This is a genomic window from Roseateles albus (assembly GCF_028595345.1).
Lineage (GTDB): Bacteria > Pseudomonadota > Gammaproteobacteria > Burkholderiales > Burkholderiaceae_C > Paucibacter_A > Paucibacter_A albus.
Map to the genome: position 1 here is coordinate 723,453 of NZ_JAQQXT010000001.1, position 14,387 is coordinate 737,839.

18 protein-coding genes are annotated in these 14,387 nt (G+C 59.7%); 16 read left to right on the top strand and 2 right to left on the bottom strand.

Translation table 11 applies throughout. The annotated features are described in order from the left end of the window. The first annotated feature begins 13 nt into the window (after window positions 1-13). The 5 genes from PRZ03_RS02970 (at window position 14) to PRZ03_RS02990 (ending at window position 5,146) form a co-directional block, all read left to right on the top strand. On the top strand, window positions 14-310 hold the full coding sequence (locus PRZ03_RS02970; RefSeq protein WP_273598949.1) for a cupin domain-containing protein: 297 nt from the start codon (window positions 14-16) through the stop codon (window positions 308-310). Window positions 311-395: 85 nt separating this feature from the next. Beyond that, a complete protein-coding gene (locus PRZ03_RS02975; RefSeq protein ID WP_273598950.1) occupies window positions 396-1,922 on the top strand; it encodes an ABC transporter ATP-binding protein in 1,527 nt (508 codons plus the stop codon). Then, window positions 1,909-2,976 carry an ABC transporter permease gene (locus PRZ03_RS02980; RefSeq protein WP_273598951.1) on the top strand — a complete coding sequence of 356 codons (1,068 nt, stop codon included), beginning with the start codon at window positions 1,909-1,911 and terminating at the stop codon, window positions 2,974-2,976. Before PRZ03_RS02975 ends, PRZ03_RS02980 begins: the two co-directional genes overlap by 14 nt. Window positions 2,977-2,988: 12 nt before the next feature. Further along, window positions 2,989-3,909 (top strand): ABC transporter permease, encoded by a 921-nt coding sequence (locus PRZ03_RS02985; protein WP_273598952.1) that lies wholly within the window; start codon window positions 2,989-2,991, stop codon window positions 3,907-3,909. Window positions 3,910-3,946: 37 nt separating this feature from the next. Continuing rightward, entirely contained in the window at window positions 3,947-5,146 is a 1,200-nt protein-coding gene (locus PRZ03_RS02990; protein WP_273598953.1) for a BMP family ABC transporter substrate-binding protein, read from the top strand. Between the two features lie 86 nt (window positions 5,147-5,232). Here PRZ03_RS02990 and PRZ03_RS02995 read toward each other — a convergent pair whose 3' ends face one another. Next, window positions 5,233-6,291, bottom strand: coding sequence for an integron integrase (locus PRZ03_RS02995; RefSeq protein WP_409993912.1), 1,059 nt, complete (start codon window positions 6,289-6,291; stop codon window positions 5,233-5,235). A gap of 219 nt (window positions 6,292-6,510) precedes the next feature. Between PRZ03_RS02995 and PRZ03_RS03000 the strand changes: the two genes are divergently transcribed. The 11 genes from PRZ03_RS03000 (at window position 6,511) to PRZ03_RS03050 (ending at window position 13,753) form a co-directional block, all read left to right on the top strand. Beyond that, window positions 6,511-6,912 carry a hypothetical protein gene (locus PRZ03_RS03000; protein WP_273598955.1) on the top strand — a complete coding sequence of 134 codons (402 nt, stop codon included), beginning with the start codon at window positions 6,511-6,513 and terminating at the stop codon, window positions 6,910-6,912. Window positions 6,913-7,968: 1,056 nt separating this feature from the next. Further along, window positions 7,969-8,340 carry a hypothetical protein gene (locus PRZ03_RS03005; protein WP_273598956.1) on the top strand — a complete coding sequence of 124 codons (372 nt, stop codon included), beginning with the start codon at window positions 7,969-7,971 and terminating at the stop codon, window positions 8,338-8,340. 152 nt (window positions 8,341-8,492) lie between these two features. Then, the gene (locus PRZ03_RS03010) at window positions 8,493-8,891 is read left to right on the top strand and encodes a hypothetical protein (protein WP_273598957.1); all 399 of its coding nucleotides are present in this window, start codon (window positions 8,493-8,495) and stop codon (window positions 8,889-8,891) included. Window positions 8,892-8,999: 108 nt separating this feature from the next. Beyond that, window positions 9,000-9,401: a hypothetical protein gene (locus PRZ03_RS03015; protein ID WP_273598958.1), complete on the top strand. Its 402-nt coding sequence runs from the start codon at window positions 9,000-9,002 to the stop codon at window positions 9,399-9,401. 138 nt (window positions 9,402-9,539) lie between these two features. Beyond that, window positions 9,540-9,965 carry a hypothetical protein gene (locus PRZ03_RS03020; RefSeq protein WP_273598959.1) on the top strand — a complete coding sequence of 142 codons (426 nt, stop codon included), beginning with the start codon at window positions 9,540-9,542 and terminating at the stop codon, window positions 9,963-9,965. A gap of 14 nt (window positions 9,966-9,979) precedes the next feature. Beyond that, window positions 9,980-10,534 carry a hypothetical protein gene (locus tag PRZ03_RS03025; protein ID WP_273598960.1) on the top strand — a complete coding sequence of 185 codons (555 nt, stop codon included), beginning with the start codon at window positions 9,980-9,982 and terminating at the stop codon, window positions 10,532-10,534. Window positions 10,535-10,652: 118 nt separating this feature from the next. Then, entirely contained in the window at window positions 10,653-11,177 is a 525-nt protein-coding gene (locus tag PRZ03_RS03030; protein WP_273598961.1) for a hypothetical protein, read from the top strand. A gap of 114 nt (window positions 11,178-11,291) precedes the next feature. Then, on the top strand, window positions 11,292-11,765 hold the full coding sequence (locus PRZ03_RS03035) for a hypothetical protein (RefSeq protein WP_273598962.1): 474 nt from the start codon (window positions 11,292-11,294) through the stop codon (window positions 11,763-11,765). Between the two features lie 108 nt (window positions 11,766-11,873). Then, window positions 11,874-12,437 carry a hypothetical protein gene (locus tag PRZ03_RS03040; protein WP_273598963.1) on the top strand — a complete coding sequence of 188 codons (564 nt, stop codon included), beginning with the start codon at window positions 11,874-11,876 and terminating at the stop codon, window positions 12,435-12,437. Window positions 12,438-12,571: 134 nt separating this feature from the next. Next, window positions 12,572-13,060: a hypothetical protein gene (locus tag PRZ03_RS03045; RefSeq protein ID WP_273598964.1), complete on the top strand. Its 489-nt coding sequence runs from the start codon at window positions 12,572-12,574 to the stop codon at window positions 13,058-13,060. A gap of 240 nt (window positions 13,061-13,300) precedes the next feature. Continuing rightward, complete coding sequence (locus PRZ03_RS03050) at window positions 13,301-13,753, top strand: transposase (protein WP_273598965.1); 453 nt, start codon at window positions 13,301-13,303, stop codon at window positions 13,751-13,753. A gap of 110 nt (window positions 13,754-13,863) precedes the next feature. Here the strand turns inward: PRZ03_RS03050 and istB are convergent. Then, on the bottom strand, window positions 13,864-14,387 hold a 524-nt coding region (istB, locus tag PRZ03_RS03055), incomplete at its 5' end, for an IS21-like element helper ATPase IstB (RefSeq protein ID WP_273598966.1).

A 14,387-nucleotide genomic window follows, 5' to 3' on the forward strand; every position in this document is an offset into this window, starting at 1 on the left:
AAGGGAAGTTGAAATGTCGATGATTGATCTTGCCGCTGCGGCGGCGGACTTGCCGCAGCCTTGGCGTTCGCAGATTCTTGGCCGTGTTGGTGGCGCTAACTTCAAGGTCTTGCGCATGGACGGCAGCGCTTACCCGGACGAAATCCATGACTTCGACGAGGCGCTGCTGGTGCTGGACGGTCAGATGAATCTAGCCTTTGCCGACCAGGTGGTCGCTGTGCCGGCCGGCTCGGTCTATCTGGTGCCTGCGGGTCAGGCGCATGCGGTTGCGCCGGGCAGTCGTGGCACGCTGGTCATCATCGATTGCTGAGCGGCCGAGAGCTTTCTACTGCTTAACCCCGACAGCATCTCGGCAACAGCCCCCTATGATCTGAGCATCAAACTTCGGCCTGTCCATGAGCATCGCCCGACTGCAACTCACCGGCATCAGCAAGCAATACCCCGCCGTCAAAGCGAACGACGGGGTGTGCTTGTCGGTGGCGCCGGGGCAGATCCATGCGGTCTTGGGGGAGAACGGCGCCGGCAAGTCGACGCTGATGAAGATCATTTACGGCGCGGTGCAGCCCGACGCCGGCCAGGTGCTCTGGAATGGCCAGCCGATTGCGCTCAAAAGCCCGGCGCAGGCCCGGGCTTTGGGCATCAGCATGGTGTATCAGCATTTCTCGCTGTTTGACACGCTGAGCGCGGCCGAGAACATCTGGCTGGGCCTCGATAAAGGCCCAAGCCTGGCCGAGTTGAGCGCGCGCATCGCCGCCGTGGCGCAGAGTTATGGCCTGGAAGTAGACCCGCAGCGCCCGGTGCACAGCTTGTCGGTCGGTGAGCGCCAGCGGGTCGAGATCGTGCGCGCCTTGCTGACCGAGCCGAAGTTGCTGATCCTCGACGAGCCGACCTCGGTGCTGACGCCGCGCGCTGTGGACAAGCTCTTTGTCACCTTGCGCCAACTCGCCGCACAGGGCTGCAGTATTTTGTACATCAGCCACAAGCTCGATGAGATCCGGGCGCTGTGTGAGCATTGCACGGTGCTGCGCGCCGGCCGCGTCACGGGCGAGGTCGACCCGCGCACGCAAAGCAATAGCGAGCTGTCGCGCCTGATGATTGGCGCCGAGCCGCCGCCGCTGCGGCGCCTGCCGACCAAGGCGGGCGCCTTGGCGCTGGGCCTGCGTCGCTTGAGTCTTGCCAAGGCCCAGCCTTTTGGCACCACCTTGGTGGATATTGACTTGAACTTGCATGCCGGCGAGATCGTCGGCGTGGCCGGGGTGTCCGGCAATGGCCAGCAGGAGTTGCTGGCCGCGCTGTCCGGCGAAGATCCGCGCGGCCAGCCCGGCAGCGTGCAGATGTTCGGTCAGGATATTGCCCGCAGCAGCCCGCGCAAACGGCGCCATCTGGGCCTGCATTTCGTGCCGGAGGAGCGGCTGGGGCGCGGCGCTGTGCCAGGGATGTCATTGGCGCAAAACACCTTGCTGACCCGCACCGACCGAGGCAGCGTGACAGCCTGGGGCTGGCTGCGTACCGCGCGGGTTCAGCGTTTGGCCGAGCATTTGATTGCACGCTTTTCGGTCCGCGCCGGCGGTGCGGGTGCGGCGGCGCGCAGCCTGTCGGGCGGCAATTTGCAGAAGTTCATCGTCGGCCGCGAGATCGATGCCGCGCCTAAGGTCTTGATCATTGCGCAGCCCACCTGGGGCGTTGATGTCGGTGCTGCCGCGCAGATTCGGGCGGAGCTACTCAAACTGCGCGATGCAGGTTGCGCCGTTTTGGTGCTCAGCGAAGAGTTGGACGAATTGTTTGAAATCAGTGACCGCCTGGTCGTGATGGCGCAGGGCCGCATGTCGCCGGCCGTGCCGGTGGCGCAGGCCAGCCGCGCGATGATTGGCGAGTGGATGAGCGGGCTCTGGAACCTTGGAGCGGGCAATGCTCAGGCTTGAGCCTCGCCCGCAACCCTCCAAGCTGATGGCATTGGCCTCGCCTTTGCTGGCGCTGTTGATCACGGTCGCCTTGGGTGTGAGCCTGTTCCTGCTGCTGGGCAAAGACCCGCTGCGCGGCCTGCAGATGTTTTTCTGGGAGCCGATCCGCTCGGTCAGCGCCTGGAGCGAGCTGGGTCTGAAGGCGACGCCGCTGGTGCTGATTGCGCTTGGCTTGGCAGTGTGCTTTCGCGCCAATGTCTGGAATATCGGCGCCGAAGGGCAGTTCATCATTGGCGCCTTGGCCGGCGGCTGGGTCGCGATGCAGGCCGACGCCAACACGGGCCGCATCATCGTGCTGTGGATTTTGCTGGCCGGCATGCTGGGCGGCATGGCCTGGGCGGGCATCACGGCGCTGCTGCGCGCGCGCTTCAATGCCAATGAGATTCTGGTCAGCCTGATGCTGGTCTATGTGGCCGATCTGCTCTTGAGTTATCTGGTTTACGGCCCCTGGAAAGACCCGCAGGGCTATAACTTCCCACAGAGCATCAGCTTTTTGGCCGTCACAAAAATCCCGCGACTCTTTGAGGGCTCGCGCCTGAACATCGGCTCCGCTATTGCGGCGGGCTCGGTGCTGGCTTTTTGGGTGCTCTTGTTTCGCTCCTATGCGGGTTTCGCCTTGCAGGTCGGCGGGCTAGCCCCTGCGGCTGCGCGTTATGCCGGCTTCTCATCAAGCCGCGCGCTGTGGACGGCGCTGCTGCTGTCGGGCGCCATGGCCGGCCTGGCCGGAGCCTTGGAGGTCGCCGGGCCGCTGGGGCAGCTGACGCCTTATGTGCCGGCCGGCTATGGTTTCGCCGCCATCATCGTGGCCTTTGTCGGCCGCTTGCATCCGGTGGGCATCGTGTTCTCTGCCGTCTTGATGAGCATGTTTTACATCGGCGGCGAGCTGGCGCAAACGCGCCTGGGCCTGCCCAAGTCCATCACCGGCGTGTTCCAGGGCCTGTTGCTGTTCTCGCTCCTGGCCTGCGACAGCTTGATCAATTACCGCCTGCGCCGCACGGTGCGCGCAGCGGCCTGAGGAGCTCAACACATGGACGCTATTGCGCTGTTGATCGCCTCCTCTTTGAACGCCGGCACCTTGCTGGCGCTGGCTGCCTTGGGGCTGCTGATCAACGAACGTGCCGGCATCGTCAACCTCGGCGCCGAGGGCTTGATGCTGGTTGCGGCGATCGCCGGCTTTGCCACCGCCGTGCACACCGGCAGCAGCTGGCTGGCTTTTGCCGCCGGCATGGGCGCGGGCGCGCTGCTGGCCGGCTTGTTTGGCGTGCTGGTGATTTGGCTCAATACCAATCAATATGCGGCCGGCCTGGCCCTGAGCCTGTTTGGAACCGGCTTTTCGGCCTTTGTGGGCATACGCTACACCTCGGAAAAGTTATCGCCGCGCAGCTCCTACGAGCTGCCGTTCTTGGCCGACATCCCTTTCATCGGCCCGGCGCTGTTCAAGCAGCATCCGCTGGTTTACGGCGCTATGGTCCTGACCGCTGCCCTGGCTTGGTTTTTGTACCGCTCGCGCGCCGGCTTGGTATTGCGGGCGGTGGGTGAATCGCCGGAGTCGGCCCATGCGCTGGGCTATCCGGTGCGCGCCATTCGCCTCGCGGCGGTGATGGCTGGCGGCAGCTTGTGCGGGCTGGCCGGCGCCTATGTGTCCACCGTCTACACGCCACTCTGGGTCGAGGGCATGATCGCCGGCAAGGGCTGGATCGCGCTGGCGCTGACGACCTTTGCCACCTGGCGCCCGGCACGCATCCTGCTTGGTGCTTACTTGTTCGGTTTTGTCACCATGCTGCAGTTTTATCTGCAGGGGCAGGGCGTGCAAGTAGCAAGTCAGTTCCTGAGCATGCTGCCCTATCTGTCCACCATTGTGGTGCTGGTGCTGATTTCGAGTAACGCCGCTTTTATACGGGCAAACATGCCGGCCTCGCTGGGCAAGCCTTTCTTTCCTGGGTCTTGAATTTTCTTTTCTTCTTGGTGTGGTCTTTTTTTTGGAGATGACGACGATGAACAAGCGTAGATCTTTGTTGAGATTCGGTGCTCTGAGTGTGCTGGCAGGTGCGGCTGCTGCGGCCACTTTGCTGGCCGGCTGCGGCAAGAAGGCCGATGACGCATCGGTGGCGGCCGGGCAGCCTGCCGCCTCGGCCGCTTCTGCCGCAGCTTCTGCGCCACCAAAGGCCGAGCCCTTGAAGATCGCCTTTGCCTATGTCGGCCCGGTCGGCGACGGCGGCTGGACCTTTGCGCATGACAACGCGCGCAAGGCGGTCGAGAAGGAGTTTGGCGACAAGGTGCAAACCAGCTTTGTCGAGAAAGTGCCCGAGGCGGCCGATGCCGAGCGGGTCTTCCGCGATATGGTCGGCCAGGGCAATAAGCTGATTTTCGGCACCACCTTCGGCTATATGGAGCCCATGCTCAAGGTGGCGGCCGACAGTGCCGACGTCAAGTTTGAGCATGCCACCGGCTACAAGCAAGCCGCCAATCTGCGCAGTTATGACTCGCGCACCTATGAGGGTGCGTACATGGCTGGCGTTATCGCCGGCAAGATGAGCAAGACTGGCACGCTGGGCGTGGTGGGCTCCATCCCCATCCCCGAGGTGATCCGCAATATCAACAGCTTCACGCTCGGCGCGCAAAGCGTCAACCCTAAGACCGTGGTGAAAGTGGTGTGGGTGAACAAGTGGTTCGATCCGCCACAAGAAACCGAAGCCGCGCAGACCTTGATCGACGGCGGCGCCGATGTTCTGATGCAAAACACCGACTCCAGCGCGGTCTTGCAAACGGCCGAGAAGAACGGCAAGTACGCCTTCGGCTGGGACTCCGACATGACCGCCTACGGTCCCAAGGCTCATCTGGGGTCGGCCGTGATCAACTGGGCGCCGTACTACATCGCCACCGTGCGCGAGGCCTTGGACGGCACCTGGACGGCCGGGCCGGGCAAGCATGCTTGGTGGGGCGTCAAGGAAGGCGCGATCGATATGGTGTCCATCGCCGAGGCCGTGCCGGCCGACACCCGCGCGCAGATCGACAAGATCAAGGCCGGGCTCAAAGACGGCACGTTTGCGATCTGGAAAGGCCCCATCGTCGGCCAAGACGGCAAAGAGCTGCTCAAGAAGGGCGAGCAGGCTGACGACAAATTCCTCTCCGGCGTCAATTTCTACGTCAAGGGCGTGGACAGCAAGATGCCGGGCGGGAAGTGAGTTAGCGGGAGGGCCGGCAAGGCTTGCCCGCCCTCCCGTCATTCAGCCATTCAATCAATCAATCTTTCAATCATTCAATCATTCATTCAGAGTTGGTCCAAGGGGCTGCGCACCGCCCAGCCGCCCATGCGCAAGACATGGGTGTAAATCATGGTGGTGGACACATCCGCATGGCCCAGCAGCTCTTGCACGGTACGGATGTCGCTGCCGCCTTGCAGCAAATGGGTGGCGAAGCAGTGGCGCAGCGTGTGCGGGGTGGCTGGTTTGATAATGCCTGCCTGCAGCGATGCCTTTTTAAATGCGCGCTGGAAGGTCTGGTCGTAGATATGGTGCCGCCTCACCACGCCGCTGCGCGGGTCCACCGAGTGCGTGGCCTGCGGGAAGAGCCAGAACCAGGCCCAGGAGGCTCCTGCGCGCGGATATTTTCGTTCCAGCGCATGGGGCAGCTCCACGCCGCCAAGGCCAGCAGCTTGGTCAGCAAGCCAGATATCACGTGCGCGCGCCAGCTGCGCACGAAGCCCGGCCACCAGCGCCTGCGGCAGCATCACGATCCGGTCTTTGCCGCCCTTGCCCTCACGCACGACGATGGCCTGGTGCGAAAAGTCGATGTCCTTGACACGCAGTTGGAGCCCTTCGCTCAGCCGCAAGCCGGTGCCGTACAGCAACCGCGCGAACAGAAGATGCTCGCCAGACAAGTGGCGGAACAAGGCCGCCAGCTCTTCGCGACTGAGCACCACGGGCAGGCGACGCTGAACTTGTGGCCGGCCTATGGCTTGCAGCCACGGCAAGTTCAAATCCAGCACCTTGCCGTAGAGGAAAAGCAGGGCCGACAAGGCCTGACGATGAGTCGATGCCGAGACCTTCCGCTCGTTCGCCAACCAGCTTAGAAACGCCTCGACCTCTGCCCCACCCAAGTCCTTGGGGTGGCGCTTGTCGTGAAAGCAGATGAAGGCCTTGCACCAATACACATAGGCTTCTTCGGTACGCAAGCTGTAGTGCAAAAACCTAATGCGTTCCCGCAACTGATCCAGCAGCCGAGGTCCCTGGCTTGGCGCTATAGTCACCCGCGAATACTGCGGTGAAGAAAGCTCGCCGCCGACAGCACGAACGTTCGCAGGGAGGCTGGTAGCAAATGAATTCAACATTGACGGCTCCAAGGCAAGCAAATGCGGGTTTTCACTTGAGCTTTGTCGCTCAATCGAAGAGCTGCTTTTGTCGACCTGTTATTGCTGTATGAAAATACAGTCTATGACCAGCCAAGTCAATGTTCAAGGGGCTTTCGCCCGTTTTCTTGCCGCAGATTTAGGGAGACAGTTTGCGGGCGACAACCGACAAAACTGTCTCCCGACAACACGTTAGAGCGCATGAATACGGTCATTCCAGAGTCCGTCGCGTCGCCCTTCGAATGGTGGTCGAGCCAGCGGCTGAATTTCAATGCATTCCTTGTTGGCGCGGCTGCCATTTCCTTTGTTTGCCTTCTCGCCGTCGTCGGACTTTTCGGTGAACGTTTACCTTGCTTGGAAGTCACCGCATTCACAATAGTTGGCGGCGCGATCGGCTTCACAATCGGGCTCTGTATCGCCAATGTTTTCTATTTTCTAGGGCCGCTTTCAGAGAGGCTGATTGACCCCAAGAACCCGCATTTGCTGCGGCGAATTCTGTTTTCTACCGGCACTGGATTCTCGGTTTTCCTCATCTTCTCGCCGGTCATCGGAAATCTGTTGCTGGCATTCTTCGGTTCTGGAGCGCCTGCCGTATGCGAGTAACAATGCGCTCTAACTGGTCGCTCGAGTGGACCTCCGCCAGCTGGCCGCGCTACGCTGCCTGTATATTTTCAGCTGCGCGCGGCCAGCTGGCTGCGGCCCCTCAGCTCGGACGTTAGCCCGCAGCAAAATGCAAAAACGCACTGCCATCCGCTACGTTTGCTACCTGTCCTCCACGCTACTGGTGTTGTTCTCGATTTGGTGTCTGCTCTGGATCGTCTCGTCTTCGAGCATGGCATTCACAGAGTGCGTTGGTGCGTGGAGCTTGCTTGCTGAGAACCCGCGTTGTAGGCAGCCTTCCATCGCTGGGTTGCTTGCAATCGCCAGCGTTATCGGTGCCGTGGCTGCCGGCATTCTCGGTCGAAGGTATCGCGCGTGAGTCTCATCCGTAGTTGGGGCGGTGGGCAGCGGGCTAACCGGTCGCTCGAGTGGACCTCCGCCAGCTGGCCGCGCTATGCTGCCTGTATATTTTCAGCTCCGCGCGGCCAGCTGGCTGCGGCCCCTCAGCTCAGACGTTAGCCATCATGAAGCTCCGCGCCGTGTTGTTCGCCCTGCTTGTACCGATGGCTGTGCACGCCAGCGGCCCAGTGGCGCCAGACGGATGGAATGGATCGACCGATGCAGTTCTTCCTGGCGGACAAGCGTGCTGCATTCCTGCGGACCTGAATGGGAGCGGCCTGGTAGGGGGCGTGTTCGTTCTGGTGTCAGACGACCACTCAGAGGTGGCGGCATTTGCACTCACCTATGCATCACCTTCCAAGGCTCAATGGCGGCAACTGGAAAAGCATCCCATTTCGTTGCTGCGGGATGTGCGTGCCTCGTTGGCAAAAAACTCACCTGGCCCATTCACGGCAGCTACCCTATGCGTCCCTTCGGATCGGTGCCGCACCTACTATCTGCAAAATGCCGCAGCTGAGCATTTTTCCGTCAGGTGGCACCAATGATGGCTAACCGGTCACTCGAGCGGACCTCCGCCAGCTGGCCGCGCTGTGCTGCCTGTCTATTTTCAGCTCCGCGCGGCCAGCTGGCTCCGGCCCCTCAGCTTCAACGTTATGGCGCATGAATATCGAATCCGTACTTGCCGGGTTGCTGTTCTTCGCTGCGGCTCCAGTTGCCTGTACCGCAGTCGGGTGGATGTATTTCACCCATGCAGACAAGACCGCTTCGCTGGCGCAACGCACCCTGAGCTCAGCGTACGGGCCATCCATTGCCTTGCTTTTCCTGGCTGTGGTCCTTTTCGTTCCAGATGACTTTCGTTTCGCAAAACATGTGTCGTACTTCTTCTGGGTTCAACTGGTGCCACTGGCCCTAGCTGCGTACTCACTTGCTTGCTATCCAGGGTCCAAGAGAATTCATGTTCTCTTTCTAGTTGCAGTTCCCTGCTGGTTGTGGCTTGTCGTTTTTGGAGCTCTAAAAATTCATGGCGAATAGCAGCAATTCTGCGGACAGAGGCGTAGATCGAATGCGCCATAACCGGTCGCTCGAGTGGACCTCCGCCAGCTGGCCGCGCTGCGCTGCCTGTATATTTTCAGCTCCGCGCGGCCAGCTGGCTGCGGCCCCTCAGCTCGAACGTTAGCCAGCATATGGTGGATCTGGAGTTCCCGTTCGTTCCAAAGTCCACTCGCTCCTTGGCGCGTGGTCAGTTTTGGTCGATACCCCTCTCTGATGGTCGCTTCGGCGCAGGATGTGTCATTGGTACTCACCTCAAGGAAGGCAAACAAAGCTCACGGATTTTCATTGCCGGTGTAGTTCGCTGGGTCGGCATCCACCCCCCTAAGGCGGCTAATCTGCAAGGCCAACCAGTGATCAGCTTCGCGTTCGCACATCTCAAGGCAATCACAGAATCGGGTGGTTCAATTCTTGGCGAGGCTGAACTTCAACTCGAGCACGCACCACCGGAAGCGGAAGCTCTTTCTATGCCGACCTGGGGCTATGGTATGCCCAGAATGTTGGCTCAACGGGAGGCTGAAAATGCTGGCTAACCGGTCGCTCGAGTGGACCTCCGCCAGCAGGCCGCGCTACGCTGCCTGTATATTTTCAGCTCCGCGCGGCCAGCTGGCTGCGGCCCCTCAGCTCGAACGTTAGAGCGCATGAATACGGTCATTCCAGAGTCCGTCGCGTCGCCCTTCGAATGGTGGTCGAGCCAGCGGCTGAATTTCAATGCATTCCTTGTTGGCGCGGCTGCCATTTCCTTTGTTTGCCTTCTCGCCGTCGTCGGACTTCTCGGTGAACGTTTACCTTGCTTGGAAGTCACCGCATTCACAATAGTTGGCGGCGCGATCGGCTTCACAATCGGGCTCTGTATCGCCAATGTTTTCTATTTTCTAGGGCCGCTTTCAGAGAAGCTGATTGATCCCAAGAACCCGCATTTGCTGCGGCGAATTCTGTTTTTTGCCGGCACTGGATTCTCGGTTTTACTCATCTTCTCGCCGGTCATCGGAAATCTGTTGCTGGCATTCTTCGGTTCAGGAGCGCCTGCCGTATGCGAGTAACAATGCGCTCTAACTGGTCGCTCGAGTGGACCTCCGCCAGCTGGCCGCGCTGCGCTGCCTGTATATTTTCAGCTCCGCGCGGCCAGCTGGCTCCGGCCCCTCAGCTTCAACGTTGGGCGTCATAGACATTGGCCTTTCATGCAGAAGTACTTCTCGCTCAAAGCTGCTTTCTTCACAGGGATTGCCGTACTCGCGGTTGCTATTGTTTTGGCAGAGCTTTTTTCTGGGCCACAGCATGGGCACCGCATAGATTTCAACGCATTGCCACCACAAGCGAAGGAAATCTTGAACGAGAAGCCCGGAATTCCAGTCTCCCCCGAACAATGGAGCAGATTCGAAAAGGTAATGTCGCAGCACCCGGGTTCACTTGGGGCAGGCCAGTTGCTCAGCGCGTCCATGCGATATAGCTGGTACTGGTTTATTCTGCTGCCTATCGTCGCCTTAGGCTTTGTTCGTTTGAAGCATGGGAAATTGACGCTTCCTATCGGATTGCTTCTGGTAAGTCCCTCGCTACTCGTTCTTGCGTACGCGTTTAGTACCGCAACTCATTCAGTATTGCGATAAGCACCGCACAAGAAATGACGCCCAACCCTGCGTTCGAGCCGACTCGCAACGGCTGGTCTCTTCAGGCCCCCATTTCATTCTGGGCCTTCCGCGCCCAGCCGCTGCTCGCGGCTCAACTTCGACGTTATGCATCAAAACCTATGTTCAGAGTTTCACTATTCATAGCCATCGCCGCAGGGGTTGCCGGCTGTTCGACTACGCCGGTCGCCACTGAAATAGTCGAATCGTGGGGTCAACGACCAGAGGAACGCGGGCGTTTGCCGGTGGGAAGAGTTGTCTCGGTTGAACGTGTCGATTTCACCAACGAACACCGCGGACTGTCTAAGGAGCAGCAAGCTGGAATTGCCGGAGGAATGGGTGTTGGACCAGGCATTGCAATTGCTGCGGCGATCAACTCTGTTCGAACTGCCGACGCCATTTTTAGGACCAAAGTGCAGCTGAAGACGGGAGAAGAGTGGGTTCGCGAGTTGAACTACATGCTCAAGCCAGGTGATTGCATTGCATTCCGATCCGGTCTAACGGCAGATGACGTGCTTGCAATTCCCGCTCTGCCAGGTGAGTGCTCTTGATGCATAACCGGTCGTTCGAGCCGACTCGCAACGGCTGGCCTCTACAGGCCCCCATTGCATTTTGGGCCTTCCGCGCCCAGCCGTCGCTCGCGACTCAACTTCGACGTTAGGCCGCAAAATGAAGATCACCGCTGTGTTTCTATCACTTTTGTTTGCGCTGCTTTGCGGAACAGGATGCGCGACCAAGCCGCTGGAGTTTCCGCCACCCGTTGCTTTGCAGGATCCGCTTCCAGATCACGCAATCGTATATTTGCTTCGCATTCCGAATGATCCGGCTACTGTTGATGTCCGCATCAACTCAAAGTCGATGGCTGTACTTCCCGAAGCAACCTACACAGTAGTTACCTTGTCGCCTGGGGTTCATGAGGTAGCTACAAAAACCATGGGTGCGAGCGACACCGGAAGAATCTTTCCATTGGAGCTGCAGGCCGGACAGAGGAGATTTTTCTACGTTTCCGTGCCGACCACCGTAACGACCACGATGAGCGAGATACTAGGTACGCCTATCCGGAAAAACATCCCTTTCGATAGTGCGATCGTGGTTCCGACTGGCCCTCGAACTTGGACCGAATGCTCTGAGATGGACGCGCAGGGTTTGATGTCTACATCGCGGCCCGTCGCGCCGAAACCCAATGCGGCCTAACCTGTCGCTCGAGTGGACCTCCGCCAGCTGGCCGCGCTATGCTGCCTGTATATTTTCAGCTCCGCGCGGCCAGCTGGCTGCGGCCCCTCAGCTCGAACGTTAGGCATCGCAAGCATGCATCCTGCCACTTTGGCCTCACAGGTGATAAACGCAGCCATCTCCGAGCTGAGAACCAGCGCTTTCCCGCTGTTTACCTTCGCCCTGTATTTCGACCATGAGTCAGAAGCCCTAGCCGTGTGCGCCGACACCGAGGACAACTCGAACCGCACAGTGGCCTCCGTAAACAGCTACAACGCAAAGTACTTTCACCAATACTTGGCCGCCGGTGACCTAGGGATGGCCAAGCTTTGGCAGGCGAATGCAGGTCGCAGCCTCTCCCTCGGAGACTTCTCGCGTGTCAATATCGCACGCGTCGAATCGCCCGGAGTCGAGCAGTCGGAAGAGTTCTTTCTCATCTTGGCGCAGGCACTTGCCGCCCACGAGGAGCCAATCCTTGCCCTCTCGCCTACACCGTCCAAGGTGGCCTTCGCCTGCTCTGGCGTCTCTGCGGAAGTTGCACTCATGTGGTCGGCCAAAGGCGATGCCTAACACTTCGCTCGAGTGGACCTCCGCCAGCTGGCCGCGCTACGCTGCCTGTATATTTTCAGCTCCGCGCGGCCAGCTGGCTGCGGCCGCTCAGCTCGAACGTTGGGCATCATGAAGAACATCCGCGTCTCGCTCGTCCTTCTCTCGTCAATTGCGTTGGTCTTGCCGACGGCGGTTAAAGCAGATCGGTCGGAATACTCGGTGGGGAATTCACCCCTCAAGCTCGTTAATCGCTCTGACGGCGGAGAAGAGGGGTACTTCGCAAGGTTTGTTGGAACAGTCCGCCTCACCGGAACCTTAGTGGTCGAGTTTGATCGTCTTCCCGACATGACCGAAAACCGAGACACAGAAGGCGAAGCCTTTTTCCTTCCTGATGAATCGTCCCGCCTTGAGCTACCGGCCGCGATTGGAACGTTCTATCCACGGCCCATCAATTTCATTTCGCTGGACAAGAAACCCCGGGCGTTGCTTCTTCCCCTGCTCGGCCGAGGCAAGACCGATGGACTTCTGAACGGAAGCATGGCCAGGTACGAGCTTCCGGCTGAAATTACCATCAAGTCATTTACGTCCTGGGTCGAATGTGATCACAGAGGTTACACAGCGGAGGTTGCCTCGATCAAACCGCTGCGCCCAGATCTTGTTGCAGGGATCAATCCCTCGCTCATTGGGTGCTAGATAGCGTCCCGTGCAATGATGCCCAACCCTGCGTTCGAGCCGTCTCGCAACGGCTGGTCACTACAGGCCCCCATTTCATTCTGGGCCTTTCGTGCCCAGCCGCCGCTCGCGGCTCAACTTTGACGTTAGGCGTCATGAAACGAGTCATCATTCTGCTTGTGGCATTGGCACTGAATACGGCTTCTGCACAGGGTACTCTGGAGCCTGCGCAGTTCCCCTTCTGGGCCGAGCAAGTTTGGACGAAGCTTGCGGCAGAGAAATCGCTTCAGATCTCGACCCGGCTCAACCCGTTCGTATGGCGAGGGGACTTTAACGGCGATGGTCGCCAAGATCTGGCAATGTTGATCCTGAACACCAAGACGAAGAAGGAAGGCATTGCCTTCTTGCTTCAAGGCAAAAAACCAGTGACTGTCGGCGCAGGCCAAGACTTCGGAAACGGAGGCGACAACTTCTCATGGATTGACGTATGGCACGTCGAAGACAGAGGAACTGGTCACGGCAACTACCTTGGGCAGAGCGTAACGCTAAAAGTCGATGGATTGATGGTGGCTAAAGACAGTTCTGCAAGTGCGCTCATCTATTTTAGGAATGGCAAGCCCGTCTGGCACCAGTACGGTGATTGAAGCTAGAACACAGCAAACAATGGCACGATGCTGCACGACGCCTAACCCATCGCTCGAGTGGACCTCCGCCAGCTGGCCGCGCTACGCTGCCTGTATATTTTCAGCTGCGCGCGGCCAGCCGGCTGCGGCCCCTCAGCTCGAACGTTGAGGCTGTAAAAAAACTCCCCAGTCGGGTCACCCCCGATTCAAATTTAGCTGCATAACTTTTAAAATGTGCAGACTCAATTCAGGAGTCTGCTTGTGCCGCGCTACAAACCCAGTGATTGCCACGCGCTGATGTTGCCGGTGGTGCTGTCGGAGCAGATCGTGCCGGGCAGCTTTGCCTTTGCACTGAACTACCTGGTGGAGCACGAACTTGATTTGACGCCGCTGGACGCGCGCTTCAAGAACGACACCATAGGCGCCTCCGCCTTCGACCCCCGCGTGATGCTCAAGATCGTCTTGCTGGCCTACAGCCAGGGCCTGATCTCCAGCCGCAGCATCGCAGCCGCCTGTGCGCGTAACGTCCAGTTCATCGCCATCAGCGGCGACAGCCAGCCCAGTCACGCCCACATCGCCAAGTTCGTGGCATCGTTGAGCAATCAGATCAAACCTCTGTTCAGCCAAGTCTTGATGACCTGCGACGCCCAGGTGCGGATTTCAGCGATCCCGGACAGTCATTTCAGCGTGATGGTGGACAGCGTTTCAAACTGATCGCGGACAGTTTGGGCGCGCGCAAGTGCCTGGGTTGATGGTAGCTCAGGTGTCCGCGATCAGCCTGAATTGGGCTGGCCCAGACGGCCTTGCGTTGTTCGATTTGGTGCTCATGCCAGGTCCTGTTTCTTGCGCAGCGACTCGCCCTTGAGCGCGATCTTGTGTGCCGAATGGACGATCCGGTCCAGGATGGCGTCGGCCAATGTCGGGTCATCCAACCATTGGTGCCAGTTGGAGACCGGTAGCTGACTGGTGATGAGCGTCGAGCGACTGCCGACCCGGTCGTCGAGCAACTCCAGCAGGTCGTTACGGTCTGCCGCCGTAATCGGTGCAATCGCAAAGTCATCGATCACCAGCAAGTCGATACGCGCCAGTTGCGCCAGGCGCCGGCTGAAGGAGCCGTCGCCGTGGGCCACCCGCAGTTCCTCCAGCAGCCTCGGCGCCCGTGTGTAAAGTACCGCGAATCCCTGGCGTGCCGCCTGCTGCGCCAATGCACACGCGAGCCAGGTCTTGCCGCAACCTGTGGCCCCGGTGAGCAGCACGTTGTGGCCATGGCGCAGCCAGTCACAACCCGCGAGTTGGGTGATGAGGCTGCGATCCAGTCCGCGCGAGCCTCGCCAGTTGATGTCCTCGA

Coding starts and splice junctions, on each gene's coding strand:
- PRZ03_RS02970 (WP_273598949.1), top strand. CDS start 14: ATGTCGATGATTGATCTTGCCGCTGCGGCGGCGGACTTGCCGCAGCCT.
- PRZ03_RS02975 (WP_273598950.1), top strand. CDS start 396: ATGAGCATCGCCCGACTGCAACTCACCGGCATCAGCAAGCAATACCCC.
- PRZ03_RS02980 (WP_273598951.1), top strand. CDS start 1,909: ATGCTCAGGCTTGAGCCTCGCCCGCAACCCTCCAAGCTGATGGCATTG.
- PRZ03_RS02985 (WP_273598952.1), top strand. CDS start 2,989: ATGGACGCTATTGCGCTGTTGATCGCCTCCTCTTTGAACGCCGGCACC.
- PRZ03_RS02990 (WP_273598953.1), top strand. CDS start 3,947: ATGACGACGATGAACAAGCGTAGATCTTTGTTGAGATTCGGTGCTCTG.
- PRZ03_RS02995 (WP_409993912.1), bottom strand. CDS start 6,291: ATGTTGAATTCATTTGCTACCAGCCTCCCTGCGAACGTTCGTGCTGTC.
- PRZ03_RS03000 (WP_273598955.1), top strand. CDS start 6,511: ATGAATACGGTCATTCCAGAGTCCGTCGCGTCGCCCTTCGAATGGTGG.
- PRZ03_RS03005 (WP_273598956.1), top strand. CDS start 7,969: ATGAATATCGAATCCGTACTTGCCGGGTTGCTGTTCTTCGCTGCGGCT.
- PRZ03_RS03010 (WP_273598957.1), top strand. CDS start 8,493: ATGGTGGATCTGGAGTTCCCGTTCGTTCCAAAGTCCACTCGCTCCTTG.
- PRZ03_RS03015 (WP_273598958.1), top strand. CDS start 9,000: ATGAATACGGTCATTCCAGAGTCCGTCGCGTCGCCCTTCGAATGGTGG.
- PRZ03_RS03020 (WP_273598959.1), top strand. CDS start 9,540: ATGCAGAAGTACTTCTCGCTCAAAGCTGCTTTCTTCACAGGGATTGCC.
- PRZ03_RS03025 (WP_273598960.1), top strand. CDS start 9,980: ATGACGCCCAACCCTGCGTTCGAGCCGACTCGCAACGGCTGGTCTCTT.
- PRZ03_RS03030 (WP_273598961.1), top strand. CDS start 10,653: ATGAAGATCACCGCTGTGTTTCTATCACTTTTGTTTGCGCTGCTTTGC.
- PRZ03_RS03035 (WP_273598962.1), top strand. CDS start 11,292: ATGCATCCTGCCACTTTGGCCTCACAGGTGATAAACGCAGCCATCTCC.
- PRZ03_RS03040 (WP_273598963.1), top strand. CDS start 11,874: ATGAAGAACATCCGCGTCTCGCTCGTCCTTCTCTCGTCAATTGCGTTG.
- PRZ03_RS03045 (WP_273598964.1), top strand. CDS start 12,572: ATGAAACGAGTCATCATTCTGCTTGTGGCATTGGCACTGAATACGGCT.